Raw genomic sequence first — 15,694 nt, forward strand, 5'->3', positions numbered from 1 at the left:
GCGGGGTGATGCAAGATGCAGAGCCGCTTCCGGAGCGACCGACGGCTGACCGTGCGCATGGGTCTGACGATGTTCCTGCTCGGTCTGTTGTATGTGGGCTTCGTGGCCGCGCTGATCGCGCTGCTGAAGTCCTGGGTGCTGGTCGTCGTGCTGGTCGGGGCGATGTTCGTGGCACAGTTCTGGTTCTCCGACCGGATCGCCATGTTCGCGATGCACGGCCGGGTCGTGGAGCGCGAGGAGTATCCCGAGCTGCACGCGGTGATCGACCGGCTGTGCGCGATCGCGGACATGCCCAAACCGGTGGTCGCGGTGTCCAACATGGACATGCCCAACGCGTTCGCGACCGGCCGTAACCCCGACCACGCCGTGGTCTGCGTGACCACGGGGCTGCTACGGCGGCTGGAGCCGGCCGAGCTGGAGGGCGTGCTGGCGCACGAGCTGTCGCACGTGGCGCACAAGGACGTCGCCGTGATCACGGTCGCGTCCTTCCTCGGTGTGCTGGCGGGCCTGATCGTGCGGTTCGCCTTCTACTCGCAGCTCTTCGGCGGGGGCCGCCGGGACCAGAACACCGCCGTCGTGTTCGCCGCGATCATGGGCGTCTCCGCGGCGGTGTACGCGATCAGCTTCCTGCTGATCCGGGCACTGTCGCGGTACCGCGAGCTGGCCGCCGACCGCGCGGCGGCGCATCTCACCGGCCGCCCGTCGGCCCTGGCCTCGGCGCTCACCAAGGTCACCGGGGACATCGCCCGGATCCCGACCAAGGACCTGCGCACCGCCCAGGCCTTCAACGCCTTCTACTTCACCCCGGCCACCGGGAAGGAGCCGGGCATCGAGCGGTTCTTCTCCACGCACCCGACCCTGGAGCAGCGGCTGGAGCAGCTCGGGCGGATCTCGGCGGAGCTGGGCGAGGCCACCACTCCCGGGAAGGCGGGCTGAGCATTGGGGCTGCTGGACATCCTGCTGGGCCGTACGAAACCGGTCGCGCCCGATCTCGACCAGCTCTTCGCGCTGCCCTCGGCGGCCGTGACCCTGCAGGCCGCGGTCGGCTTCACACCGACCGGGACCGGCGCGGTGTGCTTCGCCACGGTGGAGGGCGCGGCCTTCGAGCAGACCCACCGGGAGGTGCAGGCGCTGCTGGACGCGGACACCGACCGCTCCGGTCCGCCGGTGGAGCTGCGCCGGGACGACTACGGCTACTCCTGGCTGGTGTCCGCGCGCAGCCCCGAGCAGCTGCCGGAGCTGGTCAACGATCTGCACGCGGTGAACAGCGCGATGGAGGTCAACGGCTTCGGCCCGCAGCTGCTGTGCTCGCTGGCCGCCTTCACGGACGACGGCGGCCGCAAGCTGGCGCTGGTCTACCTGTACAAGCGGGGCACGTTCTACCCGTTCGCCCCGCTGCCCGGTACCGCCGAGCGGCGGGACGGCGCGCTGGAGCTCCAGGTGAAGGCGACGCTCGCGAGCGATCTGCGGATCGAGCAGGACCTGAGCCGCTGGTTCCCGGTGTGGGGCGCCCCCGGCCTGTGACCGGGGCCGCCCTACGCCCTTCACCTGCTCTTCTCACGCTCCTGCCGGCGGGTCTCGAAGGGCCGTTCCCGGCGGTAGCGGCGCTCCCACTTCGCCAGCCGGTCCCGGCGGTCGCGGTAGGCGCGGTAGCTCTCCGGAGTGGACGGGGTGCCCGCGCCGGCGGGCGGTGGCGTGCCGGGGGAACCACGTCCGTGCGTCGCGTACAGGTACAGCAGCGCGACGGCGGCGAGCCACCACAGATGGTTTCCGATTCCGAGGATCACCAGGACGACGGTCCCGGACGCGACGATGCCACGCATGACGGACCTCCGTTGGGGTGAGTGTGGCAGGGGTGGAGTGTGTCGGCTTCGTGCCGTTTGTTCAGAGTAGGGAGGCAGTGGCGGGGACCGCATCCCGTTTTCCGCCCGGCGCGGCCCGCCGTGAGTGAATGACCTCGTGAACGAACTCTCCTATTTCACTTGCGACTTCGACGGCGAACGACTCAGCGGCCTGACGGCCGGTCCACCCGGCCGGGCCACGGCGGTGCTGCTGCACGGCGCGGGCAACGGCAGCAAACAGCGCCTCCTGCCGCTGCTCACGGAGTTCGCCGGGAACGGCTGCCACGCCCTGGCGTTCGACTTCTCGGGCCACGGCGAGAGCACGGGATCCCTCGCGGAGCTGAGCCTGCGCCGCCGGTTCGAGCAGGCGGTGGCGGTGATCGACGCGCGGGTCTCGGCGGACGCCGCGCTGGTCCTGGTCGGCTTCAGTATGAGCGGACAGACGGTCGCCGATCTCGTACGGCACTACGGCCCACGGGTGGCGGCCGTCGGTCTGTGCGCGCCGGCCGTCTACGCGCCCGAGGCCTGGGAGGTGCCGTTCGGGAACGGCCAGGGCCGGTTCAGCGAGATCATCCGCACGCCGGACGGCTGGCGGAGTTCACGGGCACTGGAAGCGTTCCGGGCGTACGAGGGCCGGGCGGTGCTGGCGGTCCCGGGCAGCGACGCGGTCATCCCGCCGGCCGTGACCGAGGCCGTACAGGACGCGTTGTCCGCCCGGGCCCGGTACTCCCGCTTCGAACTCCCCGACGCCCAGCACCGGTTGGGGCTCTGGTTCCAGGACCATGCGGAGGACCGGCGGAGGTTCGTGACCCGCCTGCTGGCGGAGTCGGCCGAGCGCGAGCCGGTCGAGGCCGTGTCGGCCTGAGCGCGCGCCGGGTGCCCCGCCGAAGGGAAGGGCACCCGGCGCCGGTGCGGGCGGTCAGCGGCTGTAGCGCATGAACGCGCGCACCATGTGGCAGGTCGTGTCGGACGGCGGACGCATGCCGATCTCCTCCGCGGTGCTGCGGATCGTGTCGTCGCGGGCCTGGGCCGGGAGGTAGATGCCCGAGTCGAGCAGGGCTATCGCCAGGCGCATGGCCTTCAGCCGGCGGTTGTGGGTGACGTACCACTCGCGCGGCCGCCCGGCCGGCAGCGGTCGCTTCACCACGGGCTCGTAGGGCGAGTCGAACAGCACGGGATGCTTGGCGGTGGACTGGGTGGGCAACGGCTTCGGCTTCAGGGCGGCAGCGGGCACGGGCATCCTCCTGTCGCGGTCAGGCAGCCTCCGGGGTTCCGGCGACCGTCTCGAACACTGCTTCCAGTCTACCGGCGGCCACTGACAGTCGGAGGTCCGCGACAGCAGCCGAATGACCAGGTGAGGCCGGGGATTTGGGGCGCGTGACAGAGGAGCGGGAAGAGGCTGCCGGGACGCCGGAAATTCGAACAGGGGCGGGCCGAGTACCGTGTGCGGCATGGAAATCTGGATCAACCCGGCCTGCTCCAAGTGCCGCAGCGCCATCAGCCTGCTCGACGCCGAGGGAGCCGAGTACACCGTCCGCCGCTATCTGGAGGACGTGCCGAGCGAGGACGAGATCAGGGCCGTACTGGAGCGGCTGGGGCTCGAACCATGGGACATCACCCGCACCCAGGAGGCCGAAGCAAAGGAACTGGGTCTCAAGGAGTGGGCGCGGGACGCCGACACCAGGAGCCGGTGGATCACCGCGCTCGCCGAGCATCCCAAGCTCATCCAGCGGCCGATCATCACCGCCGAAGACGGAACGGCCCTGGTCGCCCGCTCCGAGGACGCGGTACGGGAAGCCCTGTCCCACGACAAGGCCTGAGCTCGCTCAACTCCTCTGTGACGCAGCCCACTTCACCGACTCCCGCAACCACTGAGTAACCCCGTTCGGTATCTCGTACATAGCGGCGTACGCTCCCCTACCTCTTCAGGAGGCGCGCATGTCGCGCAGGAGAACTCTCGGTACGAAGAAGAAGATCGCGCTGCTCGTCAGTGCCGCGGCAGTGGCGGGCGGCGGGGCCTTCGCGCTGGCCACGACGTCCAACGCCGCCCAGCCCGCGCAGGGCGCGAAGACCCTGTCCGCCGGTAACTCGACGGTGTGCCAGGGACTGGCCACGGCCCACGGCAACAACGACCGGTTCATCGCGGACCAGAAGGCCCATCCGGACGCACAGTCGGCAGCCCGGATCGCCAACCGTGAGGCGGTCATCAAGCAGATCGAGGTCCAGCAGAAGGCGGCCGGTTGCACGGTTGGGGAGTCGGCTCAGGGCTCCCAGACCGGACAGCAGGCGCAGAGCGGCCAGCAGGGCGCCGGACAGCAGGCGGGTCAGCAGGGCGCCGGACAGCAGGGCGCCGGTCAGCAGGCCGGACAGCAGGGTGCCGGACAGCAGAGCGCGCAGCCCTCGCAGTCCGCGGCCGCGGGGAACAGCGGTGGTGGCGCCGCCGCGGCCTCCGGTCAGCAGGTCTGCAACGGCTCCACGGTCACGCTCTCCGGTGAGGCCGGCGCACCGGCCGCGTCCAGCAACCAGTTCCCGGCGGGTACGACCCTGAAGGTGACCAACCTGGACAACAACAAGTCCACGACGGTGAAGGTGACCTCGGTGTCCGGCAGTTGCGTGCTGCTCAACAACGCGGCCTTCGAACAGGTCAGGGAACCCGGCAAGTTCCTCATCCGCCACGCCCGGATCGAGAAGGTGGGGTGAGGCTCAGGGACCGGACAGGAAATCGGTGAGGCGGCCGGCCAGGGCGGCGGGGGCCGCCTGCGGCAGCGCGTGGTGCGAGACGCCCGGCAGTACGGCCGTCTCCACGTGCGGCAGCAGCGCGGCCGCCCTGGCAGCCACCTCGCGAGCCTCATGGGTCCTGCTGTTCGCCGCCACGAGCAACAGGGTCGGCGTCTTCAGCGCCCGCAGCGCGTCCGGCGCCGGGCGCGGGCCGGTCACCGGCTTCGCGGCCGGGAAACCGGCGGCCGCCTCCTGCAGGGCGAGCCAGTCCTGGTCCAGCGGCTCCCCCACTCTCGGCTTCGCTCGAGCGGGAGGGGCCCCCATCCCGGTCTCCCACTCCAGGAAGGCGCGGACCCGGCGGGGCGCGGGCCGCAGCAGCATCGGCAGGGCGCGCAGCAGATACGCCGCCTTGAACCCGGCGAAGCACTGGGTCGGGTCCAGGAGGAACAGGCGGCGTGTCCGCGCGGGGGCGCGCAGGGCGTAGTGCAGGGCGATCCAGCCGCCGTACGAGTGACCGCCCAGGTCGGCGGAGGCGGCACCCAGGCCGTCCAGGACCGCGTCCAGCCAGAGCATCAGGTCGGCGACCGTACGGGGGTGGCGGTCGCCGGCCGGGACGCTCAGGCCCGGGGCGCCGATCACATCGATCGCGTGCACCCGGCGAATCCGAGCCAGCTGCGCGACCTGGGCGTACCAGGAGACGGAGGTGGCCCCACCACCGCCCGGGAGCAGGAGCAGCGGGGGCGCCTCGCGGGGCCCGCAGGAGGTGACGCGGGTGTCACCGAAGGGCGTGGCAACCATCAGCGCCTCCCGCTCGGCGGGCCATTTCGTCAGGACCTTGTCGTACGCAACCCGGAAGGCCGTGCTGTCGTATCCGGTGTCTCCGGCCACGGAACCGCCCCCTATCATCTCGTTCAGCAAGATACTCTCCGAGCGAGATGACAGTCAGGGAGGCCCCCGTGCGATCCGAGCTGGAGACCGTCCACCTGCTGCGTGCCGTCGCCGTCGAACTCGGTCTGCACAGCGGCCGCTTCGCCCAGCAGAACGGCATGCACCCCACGGACGTACGCGCCCTGATCGCGCTCATGGACGCGCGGCGCGCGGGCGAGGAGCTGACCGCCGGGCGGCTCGGGGCCACGCTCGGGCTCAACTCGGCCGGCACGACGGCGCTGCTGGACCGGCTGGAGCGGGCGGGCCGGGTACGGCGGGCGCGCGGGCGGAGCGATCGGCGGAAGGTCGTCGTGGAGGTGACGGACAGTGCAGTGGAACTCGGCTGGACGTACTTCGGGCCGCTGATCGAGCGCTCGCTGGAGCTGCTGCGCGGCTACGACGACCATCAGCGGGCCGCGATCCGGGACTTCCTCGACGGGGTGCGGCAGGCCGCGGCGGAGGGCCCCCCATACCCCGCCCACCGGCACCTCACAACGTGAGTCGGGACACAGAACGACCAGGTAACACGGGGTTCACACAAGAGCAATGGACGGGAAATCGCCTGTTGACAGGCTGCCCGGCAGATCGAGCGGCGCCCCAGTGCCGCAGCGCCGCAGCACCCGCGACGACGAGTGCGCCCCGACCCACCGCTTAAGGATGTGGCCCCGTGACCTTCAAGGCTGAGTACATCTGGATCGACGGCACCGCGCCGACGGCCAAGCTCCGTTCCAAGACGAAGATCATCACGGGTGCCCCGGCCGGTCTCGACGCGCTGCCGATCTGGGGCTTCGACGGCTCCTCCACCAACCAGGCCGAGGGCCACGCCTCGGACTGCGTGCTCAAGCCGGTCTTCACCTGTGGGGACCCGATCCGCGGCGGCGACGACATCCTGGTGCTGTGCGAGGTCCTCGACACGGACATGAAGCCGCACCCGTCCAACACCCGGGCCGCGCTGGCCGAGGTCGCCGGGAAGTTCGCCGCGCAGGAGCCGATCTTCGGCATCGAGCAGGAGTACACCTTCTTCGACGGCTCCCGCCCGCTGGGCTTCCCCGAGGGCGGCTTCCCGGCCCCGCAGGGCGGCTACTACTGCGGTGTCGGCGCCGACGAGATCTTCGGCCGCGAGATCGTCGAGGCCCACCTGGAGAACTGCCTGAAGGCCGGCCTCGGCATCTCCGGCATCAACGCCGAGGTCATGCCGGGCCAGTGGGAGTTCCAGGTCGGCCCGCTCGCCCCGCTGGAGGTCTCCGACCAGCTGTGGGTGGCCCGCTGGCTGCTGTACCGCACCGCCGAGGACTTCGGCATCTCCGCCACCCTGGACCCGAAGCCGGTCAAGGGCGACTGGAACGGCGCGGGCGCGCACACCAACTTCTCCACCAAGGCCATGCGCGAGGGCTACGACGCGATCATCACCGCGTGCGAGTCGCTCGGCGAGGGCTCCAAGCCGCTGGACCACGTCAAGAACTACGGCGCCGGCATCGACGAGCGCCTGACGGGTCTGCACGAGACCGCCCCGTGGGACAAGTTCTCCTACGGCGTCTCCAACCGTGGTGCCTCGGTGCGCATCCCGTGGCAGGTCGAGAAGGACGGTAAGGGCTACATCGAGGACCGCCGCCCGAACGCCAACGTCGACCCGTACGTGGTGACCCGCCTGCTGGTGGACACCTGCTGCTCCGCGCTGGAGAAGGCCGGCCAGGTCTGATCCGTCCGGTTTCCCGCAGGGGGGCGCCCGCCGTCACGGCGGGCGCCCCCCTGCCGTGTTCCGTGCCCCTCCTTCTCGGCGCGCTCGGCCCGGCCGCCGGTGCCTTCGGTGCTCGGACGCTGCGGGCGGTGGCGGCACACGTGGGGCGGCCCGGGCCCGCCGCCGCGCCGTTGCCGCCGATGATCGAGCAACACCTGAAGGAGGCGGGCACGGCCGCCGGGCGGGCCGAGGACACGGTGGAGCCGTTCGCCCGATGGCTGGTCGGCCACCGCTCCTGAAGCGGTTTCGCCCTGCCCGGTGCCCTGCCCGCGCTCACCGCGATCGGCCTCCTCCCGGGTTCGCCGTACGGGAACTGCCGGCGACCGCGACGGTGGTCGGCTGAACGGCCCTTGTCCGGATACCGAGACGACCTTGCACGCAGGGGTCCTGTCCGGCGCCCGCGTCTGCTTCAATGGGCCCATGGCCAGCTTCCAGAAGTACACCGCGACGGGTCGCCATGACCTCGAGCCCTTCTGGCCTTCCCGTCAGCACCACGACTTCGACCGGGTGTGTTGCCGCGCGGTGAACGCGCGGGCCCTCTAAAGCCGTAACCCCCGGCCTTCGGCCAGCGCGAAACGACGTACGTCCTCCGGCGCGCCCGACCACGAATCGCGGCCGCCGCTCCCATCGACGAACCTCTCGCGCGAAAGAGCTGACCTCTCATGGCGACCACTCGTTCTCTCTCCCCCGCCTCCACCCTCACCGCCCCCGCCCGGCACCGGCTGCGCGCCGTCGACCGGGACGAGGTGGTCGACGTCGCGGACCTCCTGCCGCCGGGCGCCACCTGGCTGCCCGCGCCGCAGCACACCCTGCCGACCCTGCCCGGACAGCCGCCGATGGTCGGCTACCTGGTGCTGGTCCCGGCCGACCAGCACCCGCCGTTCCTGCCGGTCGCGGTGCCGGACCAGCCGGAGACGCCCGCCGGGGCGGGCGCCGCCGAGCCGCTGGTGCGGATCGACCCCGTGCAGCGCACCGCCCGCGTCGACGGCCGCGAACTCGACCTCACCTACCTGGAGTTCGAGCTGCTCGCGCACCTGGTGGCCCATCCGCACCGGGTGCACACCCGCGACCAGCTGGTCACCACGGTGTGGGGCTACGGCCATGTCGGCGACGGCCGCACCGTCGACGTGCACATCGCCCGGCTGCGCCGCAAGCTGGGCGCCGAGCACCGTCAGACGATCCAGACGGTGCGCCGGGTCGGCTACAAGTACACTCCGCCGGCCGGCCGCTGACCGGCGGTCGGAAGAGCGGCTCTGCCCTCGGCAGAGTCACCTGCCGCCGGGCGGCCGGAGCGGGCACGATCACCGGTATGAGACTTCTGGTGCTGGGCGGTACGGAGTTCGTGGGGCGGGCGGTGGCCGAGGCCGCGCTGGGGCGCGGCTGGGAGGTGACCGTCTTCCACCGGGGACGGCATCAACCCCCGCCGGGGGTGCGGTCGTTGCACGGCGACCGCACCGCACCGGACGGTCTCGCCACGCTCGCCGCCGACCCCGGCTCCTGGGACGCCGTGATCGACACCTGGTCGGCCGAGCCGCGTGCCGTGCTCGCGGCGGCACAGTTGCTGCGGGGCCGTGCCGGACGGTACGTGTACGTCTCCAGCCGGTCGGTGTACGCCTGGCCCTGGCCCACGCTGGGCGGGGCCGCCGAGGCCGGGGCGCCGGTCGAGGGCGCCGCCGCCGACGCGGGGCCGACCGACTACGCCCGCGACAAGCGGGGCGGCGAGCTGGCCGCCGTCGAGGCCTTCGGCGAGCGGGACTCGCTGCTGGTGCGGGCCGGGCTGATCCTCGGACCGTACGAGAACGTGGGCCGGCTGCCCTGGTGGCTGACCCGGATCGCCCGTGGTGGCCCGGTGCTGGCGCCCGGGCCGCGCGAGCTGCCGGTGCAGTTCATCGACGCCCGTGACCTGGCGGGCTGGCTCCTGGGAGCGGTGGAACAGTCGCTGAGCGGGCCGTACGACCTGATCGGCCCGCCGGGGCACAGCACCATGGGCGAGCTGCTCGACCTGTGTGTCCGGGTCACCGGCGCGGACGCCGAGCTGCGCTGGACCGACCCGGAGGCGATCCTGGCCGCCGGGGTCGAACCGTGGACCGAGCTGCCGGTGTGGGCGCCGCCGGGCACCGAGCTGTACGACTGCGCCCACCGCACCGACGTGTCACGGGCCCTGGCCACCGGTCTGGAATGCCGCCCGGCCGGACAGACGGTCGCGGACACCTGGCGCTGGCTCACGGAGATCGGCGGCGCGGCACCGGTGCGAGCGGACCGGGCGGCGCCGGGCCTCGATCCGGAGGTGGAGGCGACGGTGCTGGCCGGCGGCCGGGGTGTACCTGGCACCACCTCCCAGGAGGGGGCCTCGGGCCAGTGACCCCCACCCCGGGGTCGGCGAGACTTGCCGCATGAGCAGCGAAGACAAGAGCGGCCGCAGCCGAGAGGCCCTGCTGGCCGCCGTGCGCGGGCTGGTGCTGGCGGTGACCGTGCTGCCTTTCGGCATAGTGTTCCTGGTGCTGATCCCGTTGTCCCTCGCCTTCATCCCCCTCGGCGTCGGACTCGTGACGACTCCGGCCGTGCTGACGGGCGTTCGCGCGCTGGCGGACGTGCGCCGCAGGCTGGCGGGCGAGTGGTGCGGCCTGCGGGTCCGGGCGGCGTACCGGCCGATCCCCCGCGGCACCAACCCGTGGACCCGCACCTTCACCATGCTGGGCGACCCCCAGACCTGGCGGGACGTGCGCTGGCTGCCGGTGGACGTCACGGCCGGTTTCGTCACCGCACTGCTCCCGGCCGTGCTGCTGTTCTTCCCCGTCGAGGGGCTGATGCTGCCCTTCGGACTGTGGCGGCCGTACACGCACGGCGGCACCTACTGGTACGCGTTCGTCCCGGTCACCGGAGAGGTGAGCGCCATCGGCGCGGCTGTCCTCGCCCTCGTCCTCCTAGGCGTCGCCCGGCGCTACACCCCGGCCCTGCTGACCGTCCATTTCCGGCTCACCCGGGCCGTCCTCGGCCCGGCCGACGGTGAACTCGCCGAGCGCGTCCGGGTGTTGACCGAGACCCGGCGGGACGCGGTGGACACCTCGGCCGCCGAGCTGCGGCGCATCGAGCGCGATCTGCACGACGGGGCGCAGGCCCGGCTGGTCGCCATGGGCATGGACCTCGGCACCATCGAGTTGCTGGTGGAGCGGGACCCGGCCCAGGCGAAGCGGCTGCTCGCCCAGGCCCGCCAGAACTCCGCCGAGGCCCTGGAGGAACTCCGCGACCTGGTGCGCGGCATCCACCCGCCGGTCCTCGCCGAACGCGGGCTCGGCGACGCCGTACGGGCGCTGGCGCTGCGGCTGCCGCTGCCGGCCGAGGTGACCGTGGAGCTGCCCGGCCGGGCGGACGCGCCGGTGGAGTCGGCGGCCTACTTCGCGGTGAGCGAGGTGCTCACCAACGCCGCCAAGCACTCCGGCGCCGACCGGGTCTGGGTCGACGTGCACCATGCCGAGGGCCGGCTGCGGATCACGGTCACCGACAACGGCAGGGGCGGCGCGGCGGTCGGCGCCGGGTCGGGGCTCGCCGGGGTCGAACGCCGGCTCGGTACATTCGACGGCGTCCTGGCCGTCAGCAGCCCCGTCGGCGGCCCCACCCTGGTGACCATGGAGATCCCGTGCGCGTTGTCCTAGCCGAAGACCTCTTCCTGCTGCGCGACGGACTGGTGCGCATGCTGGAGGCGTTCGGCTTCGAGATCGCGGCCGCCGTCGAGTCCGGCCCCGAACTCTCCCGGGCGCTGGCCGAGTCGGAGCCGGACGTGGCCGTGGTGGACGTACGGCTGCCGCCCACGCACACCGACGAGGGCCTGCAGTGCGCGCTCGCGGCCCGCAAGGCGCGGCCCGGGCTGCCGGTGCTGGTCCTGTCCCAGCACGTGGAGCAGCTGTACGCGCGCGAGCTGCTCGCGGACGGCAACGGCGGGATCGGGTATCTGCTGAAGGACCGGGTGTTCGACGCCGAGCAGTTCGTGGACGCCGTACGACGGGTCGCGGCCGGCGGTACGGCGATGGACCCGCAGGTGATCCAGCAGCTGCTGTCCCGCCGGGCGGGCGGCGACCGGCCGCTCTCGGGTCTCACCCCGCGCGAGCTGGAGGTGCTGGAGCTGATGGCGCAGGGCCGGTCGAACGCGGGCATCGCGGCCCAGCTGGTGGTGACCGAACGCGCCATCGCCAAGCACACCTCCAACATCTTCACCAAGCTGGGCCTGGAGGTGTCGGACGACGACAACCGTCGGGTGCTGGCGGTCCTCGCCTATCTGGACCGGGACCGCTGACCAGCCAACTCCCCTGTTTCTGCGAAGAATTCGTGAGACGGGTGAACACCTCTGGGGCGGCGTCCGTATGGAAGGGCGCCGCTTCACTCCTGTCGGGCGCGCCCCGATGCTGCCCCGCAAGGAAGTCAGAGGAGTTCCATGGGACGCAACACACGAAAACGCCGTACGCCGCTGGCCGCCAAGGCCATAGCCGCATCGGCGGCCCTAGCGCTCGGTGGGGGCGGGCTGATCTGGGCGAACTTCTACGCCTCTGCGCACGAGTCGAACAACCAGACATGGGGAGGCAACCAGACGAAGGCCGCGACGGCGCAGGTCGCGACCATCTCCTGCCCGGACGTCCAGCAGAAGCTGACCAACGTGCCGAACACGGCACGCCAGGGCGTGGCGACGGAGCTGGCCAACCTGGACAAGCAGATCACCGAGGCCTACACCCGGCTCGCGTCCACGCGGGACGCTCAGGCCAAGGATCCGAGCTTCGTGCAGAACGCGATCGTCGGTCCGCTCAAGGAGAAGCGGGCGGCGACGATCGACCGGATCCGGATCGACATCCAGCGGGTCGGCGGTTCCTTCGACAACGCGATCCAGCAGCTCGCCGCCTGTACGACGCAGACCGCCAACCAGACCACCGCCGGGGGGAACGGTGGTGGCCAGCAACAGAACAATGGCGGCCAGCAGCAGGGCGGTCAGCAGCAGGCCAACAACGGTGGTCAGGGCGGTGACGGACCCTCCGCGGCGGACTTCGTGGACATCACCAAGGTCGCGCCGAACGTCCAGGGCAAGCCGAACCGGACCCCCAACGCCTCGACGGGCACGTTCACCACGCGCTGCGGTGTGAACGCGAACCAGAACCACAACAGCGACAACGTGATCGTCGCGCCCGGCGTGACCAACGGCGCCCACCACGTCCACGACTACGTCGGCAACCAGAAGGTCAACGCCTTCGCCAGCAACAACACGTTCCTGCAGGGCGGCACCAGCTGCCAGAACCGGAACGACCTGTCGGCGTACTACTGGCCGGTCATCCGCGAGCAGGACGGCACCCAGGAGAAGGACGCCAACGCGGACGGCGGCGGCAAGGACCTCAACGTCGGCAAGATCCTGGTCGCCCAGCAGGCCCAGATCAAGTACGTGGGCAGCCCGGCGAGCAAGGTCGTCGCGATGCCGCAGTTCCTGCGGATCATCACCGGTGACGCCAAGGCCTTCGTCAACGGCCCGGCCAACGCCAACGCGCACTGGAGCTGCACCGGCTTCGAGAACAGGGTTCAGCTGACGGACAAGTACCCGATCTGCCCGGCGGGCAGCAAGGTGGTGCGCTCGTTCGCCTTCCAGAGCTGCTGGGACGGCCAGAACATCGACAGTGCCAACCACCGCACGCACGTGGCCTTCGCCGATCCCGGGAGCGGTGTCTGCCCGAACGGCTTCAAGGCGATCCCGCAGCTGACGATGCGCCTGGTGTACAACGTGCCGCAGCCCGTCATCCAGGCGGACGGCACGGTGAAGAACGCCTACGCGGTCGACGGCTTCCCGGAGGAGCTGCACAAGGCGATCACCGATCACGACGACTTCATCAGCGTCACGACCGGTGGCCTGGCGAACCGGATCGCCAACTGCATCAACAGCGGGCGGAACTGCGCCTGACCGCCTGACACGGGCCACAGAGCGAGGCCGGTGACGGATCCCCCTCCCGTCACCGGCCTTTCCCGTGCGCGCCCCCTTCGACGGAACGTCTCAGCCGCCGTGCCCGGCGTGGGCCGCATGGTTCGTGCCCATCTCCACGTCCCCGCCGAGGGTGCCGCGCAGCGCCTTGACGACGCCGTCGTCACCGACGGCCACCCACTTGCGGCCGACGAGGTAGTAACCGCCGTAGTCCTTCGCGTCGTTGATCCACTCGCGCTGGCCGCGGTCGGTGGCGAAGGTGGCGAAGACGAACCTGCCGTCGTGGTTCTTGCAGATGGCCTGACGGACCTCGTCGGAGTCGATCTGCATGTTCGGTGTGCACTTCACCTCGGCGGCCAGGCTCTCCAGGCTGCCGGTCGCGGTGGGCGGGACCGCCTTGGTGTCCCCGCCCGAACCGCAGCCCGCCAGCGCCAGTACGGCCACGGCGGCCGGCAGCAGTCGTGTCACCTTCATCTGTTCCTCCGGTCCAGTGGGCCAAGCATGCCTCAGCTCCTTCGGATACGGCTCCGGGCCGCCGTGCGCTCAAATCCGGGGATCACCCATCCGGTGGTGACCAACCGACTGCCGGCTCGTTCTCCATGACGTGCAGTCACAGGATGTAGCCCCGCGTCACGCACTCACCTCCAAGAACTCCGGACCGGTCGAAGTCGAGCAGGCCGAGGCCGCGCTCGTCGAGCACTATCCACGGCTGGTCCGGATCGCCTACCTGGTGCTGCCGTCGAGCGGCGGCCGCAGCCGCCGGGTGCTGACCGCGCACGCGCTCGTCCAGCGCGCCCTGCCCAGAGGCCGGGGGCAGCGGTCCGCGATCCCGGCCCAGGCCTCCGGGGGCGCGGGCGACCCCGGGTACGCCTTCCTGCGCGAGCGCGTCCTGCGTACGGCCCTGGAGGCGGCCCGGCCCCGCAAGGGCCTGCCCCGGCTCTCCCAGCTGCCGCCGCTGCTGCCCCAGGTGTGGGGCCTGAGGCTGTTCCCGCGCTCGGGCGGCGCCGATGAACTCGCCCTGGACCAGCGGCTGTCCGCCCTGTCCGGCCCGGCCCGCGCCGCGTATGTGCTGCGCGGCCTGGAGAAGCTGTCCGACGCCGAGATCCGGGGGCTGCTCACCGCGGCCGGGGTGGACGACGCGGGCGGCGCGCTGGCCTCGGCGAACGGCGTGCCCACGCAGCCCGTGCTGCTCTCCTCCGCCGAGTTCGACCCCTGTCTCCTCCAGGCCCGGCCCACCGATCTGATGCGCCGCCGCCAGCACACCAAGGCCGCCCTCGCCGCCGCCGCGGCGCTCGCGGTGTGCGGGGCGCTGCTCGCCCTGCCGGGTGACGGCTGGGGCCCGGACGGCGCCGCCGCGCCGGTCTACGCCGAGAACCCCTCCGCCGAGGCCGCCCTCGACCCCGCCCGGCTGATCCGGGTCTCCCCCGTCGACTGGGAGTCCGCCGCCCGCACCGACTTCTCGGTGTGGCCCGCGCGCGGACCGCTCACCGGCGACACGGCCCTGCTGCGCCGCGCCCTCGCGGTATGGGCCCGCCCCGGCGCGACGGTCCGGGTCTCGGCGACCCCCGGCACCCAGACCGGCGGCCCGGCCGGCCCGCCCCAGCTGCTGTACGCGGGCCAGGTCGACAACGCGCGCTTGGTGCTGCTCTACGACGGTCTGCGCATCGCCCGCTACGCCGAGCCGGTCGACGGCACCCAGGGCGCGGCCCTCGACCTCGCCCGGGTCGACGGCGCGACCGGCGCCGAGGCGAACGCGCTGGTGCTGGGCCGCTCCGACGGCAACGTCCGCTATCTGACCGCGCCCTGGGTGAAGAAGGCGGCCTCGCGGGACCTGACGAAGCCGGACGCGGCCGCGACCCCGTTGACCCTCACCGACGGGATCACCGGGCCGCTGGGCAGCCCGGCGCTGCGGCCCGGCAGCTGCACCTCCTGGACCGTGCTCCAGCTGACCGACGCGTCGGGCACCGAACTCACCACCGACCTGGGCGAGTTGGTGCCGGCTCGGCTGACCGCCGGGCGGCCGGGATCGGCGGGCGCGGCGTCCGGCCGGGCCGGGCTGACGGCCTGGGCGCCGTTCGCCTGCTCGCTTCAGGCGGAGCGCTCCGCCGGGGTGCGCAGCGTCAACGCCTGGGCGTTCGCCGACCAGCCGCTGCCCGACGGCAGCGGGGCCGCCGGGTGGGTGTGCACCAGGGCCGAGACCTGGCGTGGCGACGGTACGGCCGCGCTGGCCCAGTTCCGCACGCCGGGCGCGGCGGTGGGGGCGGCGGTCGCCAGGGGCACGGACGCGCGGGCCTGCGGGCCGCGCGATCCCCATGTGCTGGCCGGGGTGCTGTGGAAGTCCGCGGCCGGGCACTGGTACCTGCTGGCGGCGGGCGACAAGGACACGGCGTCCATCCAGGCGGGCGGTGGAGTCACCGCGGCCGGGCAGGGACAGTTCCTGGTCGCCCGGGCCGAGAAGGGGGCTCAGGCCTCACTGAAGGGCACGCTGGTGGACGGGACCGAGGTCAGCGGGTTGCGGTAGAG

General features: G+C 72.2%; 18 protein-coding genes. 14 read left to right on the plus strand and 4 right to left on the minus strand.

Annotated elements, in window-relative coordinates:
* Positions 1-15: 15 nt before the first annotated feature.
* Both htpX and ACFYOH_RS06055 read left to right on the plus strand, forming a co-directional pair.
* Entirely contained in the window at positions 16-936 is a 921-nt protein-coding gene (gene htpX, locus ACFYOH_RS06050) for a zinc metalloprotease HtpX (protein ID WP_388621641.1), read from the plus strand.
* 3 nt (positions 937-939) lie between these two features.
* A complete protein-coding gene (locus tag ACFYOH_RS06055; RefSeq protein WP_388621643.1) occupies positions 940-1,524 on the plus strand; it encodes a hypothetical protein in 585 nt (194 codons plus the stop codon).
* Between the two features lie 20 nt (positions 1,525-1,544).
* On the opposite strand, the gene ACFYOH_RS06060 is transcribed toward ACFYOH_RS06055, so the two are convergent.
* Complete coding sequence (locus ACFYOH_RS06060; protein WP_388621644.1) at positions 1,545-1,823, minus strand: hypothetical protein; 279 nt, start codon at positions 1,821-1,823, stop codon at positions 1,545-1,547.
* Between the two features lie 136 nt (positions 1,824-1,959).
* On the opposite strand from ACFYOH_RS06060, the gene ACFYOH_RS06065 reads away from it, so the two are divergent.
* Complete coding sequence (locus ACFYOH_RS06065; RefSeq protein ID WP_388621646.1) at positions 1,960-2,706, plus strand: alpha/beta hydrolase; 747 nt, start codon at positions 1,960-1,962, stop codon at positions 2,704-2,706.
* Between the two features lie 54 nt (positions 2,707-2,760).
* Here the strand turns inward: ACFYOH_RS06065 and ACFYOH_RS06070 are convergent, their stop codons facing one another.
* A complete protein-coding gene (locus tag ACFYOH_RS06070; protein ID WP_388621647.1) occupies positions 2,761-3,075 on the minus strand; it encodes a hypothetical protein in 315 nt (104 codons plus the stop codon).
* Positions 3,076-3,292: 217 nt separating this feature from the next.
* Here ACFYOH_RS06070 and ACFYOH_RS06075 point away from each other — a divergent pair, with 217 nt between their 5' ends.
* Positions 3,293-3,661 carry an arsenate reductase family protein gene (locus tag ACFYOH_RS06075; RefSeq protein ID WP_388621649.1) on the plus strand — a complete coding sequence of 123 codons (369 nt, stop codon included), beginning with the start codon at positions 3,293-3,295 and terminating at the stop codon, positions 3,659-3,661.
* A gap of 118 nt (positions 3,662-3,779) precedes the next feature.
* Positions 3,780-4,541, plus strand: coding sequence for a hypothetical protein (locus tag ACFYOH_RS06080; RefSeq protein WP_388621651.1), 762 nt, complete (start codon positions 3,780-3,782; stop codon positions 4,539-4,541).
* Between the two features lie 3 nt (positions 4,542-4,544).
* Here the strand turns inward: ACFYOH_RS06080 and ACFYOH_RS06085 are convergent, their stop codons facing one another.
* The gene (locus ACFYOH_RS06085) at positions 4,545-5,465 is read right to left on the minus strand and encodes an alpha/beta fold hydrolase (RefSeq protein WP_388622322.1); all 921 of its coding nucleotides are present in this window, start codon (positions 5,463-5,465) and stop codon (positions 4,545-4,547) included.
* A gap of 29 nt (positions 5,466-5,494) precedes the next feature.
* Here ACFYOH_RS06085 and ACFYOH_RS06090 point away from each other — a divergent pair, with 29 nt between their 5' ends.
* From ACFYOH_RS06090 to ACFYOH_RS06125, 8 genes are all read left to right on the plus strand, one after another.
* Positions 5,495-5,986, plus strand: coding sequence for a MarR family transcriptional regulator (locus ACFYOH_RS06090; RefSeq protein ID WP_388621652.1), 492 nt, complete (start codon positions 5,495-5,497; stop codon positions 5,984-5,986).
* A gap of 167 nt (positions 5,987-6,153) precedes the next feature.
* A complete protein-coding gene (gene glnII / locus ACFYOH_RS06095) occupies positions 6,154-7,185 on the plus strand; it encodes a glutamine synthetase (RefSeq protein WP_388621654.1) in 1,032 nt (343 codons plus the stop codon).
* 62 nt (positions 7,186-7,247) lie between these two features.
* Positions 7,248-7,463, plus strand: a complete 216-nt coding sequence (locus ACFYOH_RS06100) for a hypothetical protein (RefSeq protein WP_388621656.1) — start codon at positions 7,248-7,250, stop codon at positions 7,461-7,463.
* A gap of 423 nt (positions 7,464-7,886) precedes the next feature.
* Positions 7,887-8,456, plus strand: a complete 570-nt coding sequence (locus ACFYOH_RS06105; RefSeq protein ID WP_388621658.1) for a winged helix-turn-helix domain-containing protein — start codon at positions 7,887-7,889, stop codon at positions 8,454-8,456.
* A gap of 77 nt (positions 8,457-8,533) precedes the next feature.
* Positions 8,534-9,586 (plus strand): NAD-dependent epimerase/dehydratase family protein, encoded by a 1,053-nt coding sequence (locus tag ACFYOH_RS06110; RefSeq protein ID WP_388621660.1) that lies wholly within the window; start codon positions 8,534-8,536, stop codon positions 9,584-9,586.
* Positions 9,587-9,617: 31 nt separating this feature from the next.
* Positions 9,618-10,877 (plus strand): sensor histidine kinase, encoded by a 1,260-nt coding sequence (locus ACFYOH_RS06115; RefSeq protein ID WP_388621661.1) that lies wholly within the window; start codon positions 9,618-9,620, stop codon positions 10,875-10,877.
* Entirely contained in the window at positions 10,862-11,515 is a 654-nt protein-coding gene (locus tag ACFYOH_RS06120; protein WP_388621663.1) for a LuxR C-terminal-related transcriptional regulator, read from the plus strand. The genes ACFYOH_RS06115 and ACFYOH_RS06120 overlap by 16 nt, the downstream gene beginning before the upstream one ends.
* Before the next feature lie 138 nt (positions 11,516-11,653).
* Entirely contained in the window at positions 11,654-13,153 is a 1,500-nt protein-coding gene (locus ACFYOH_RS06125; RefSeq protein ID WP_388621665.1) for a DUF1996 domain-containing protein, read from the plus strand.
* A gap of 90 nt (positions 13,154-13,243) precedes the next feature.
* Here the strand turns inward: ACFYOH_RS06125 and ACFYOH_RS06130 are convergent, their stop codons facing one another.
* Entirely contained in the window at positions 13,244-13,645 is a 402-nt protein-coding gene (locus tag ACFYOH_RS06130; RefSeq protein ID WP_388621667.1) for a hypothetical protein, read from the minus strand.
* Between the two features lie 130 nt (positions 13,646-13,775).
* Here ACFYOH_RS06130 and ACFYOH_RS06135 point away from each other — a divergent pair, with 130 nt between their 5' ends.
* Complete coding sequence (locus ACFYOH_RS06135) at positions 13,776-15,692, plus strand: hypothetical protein (RefSeq protein WP_388621669.1); 1,917 nt, start codon at positions 13,776-13,778, stop codon at positions 15,690-15,692.
* The last annotated feature ends 2 nt before the right edge of the window (positions 15,693-15,694 follow it).

The sequence above is a fragment of the Streptomyces sp. NPDC007856 genome (genome assembly GCF_042868225.1).
Taxonomy (GTDB): Bacteria; Actinomycetota; Actinomycetes; order Streptomycetales; family Streptomycetaceae; genus Streptomyces.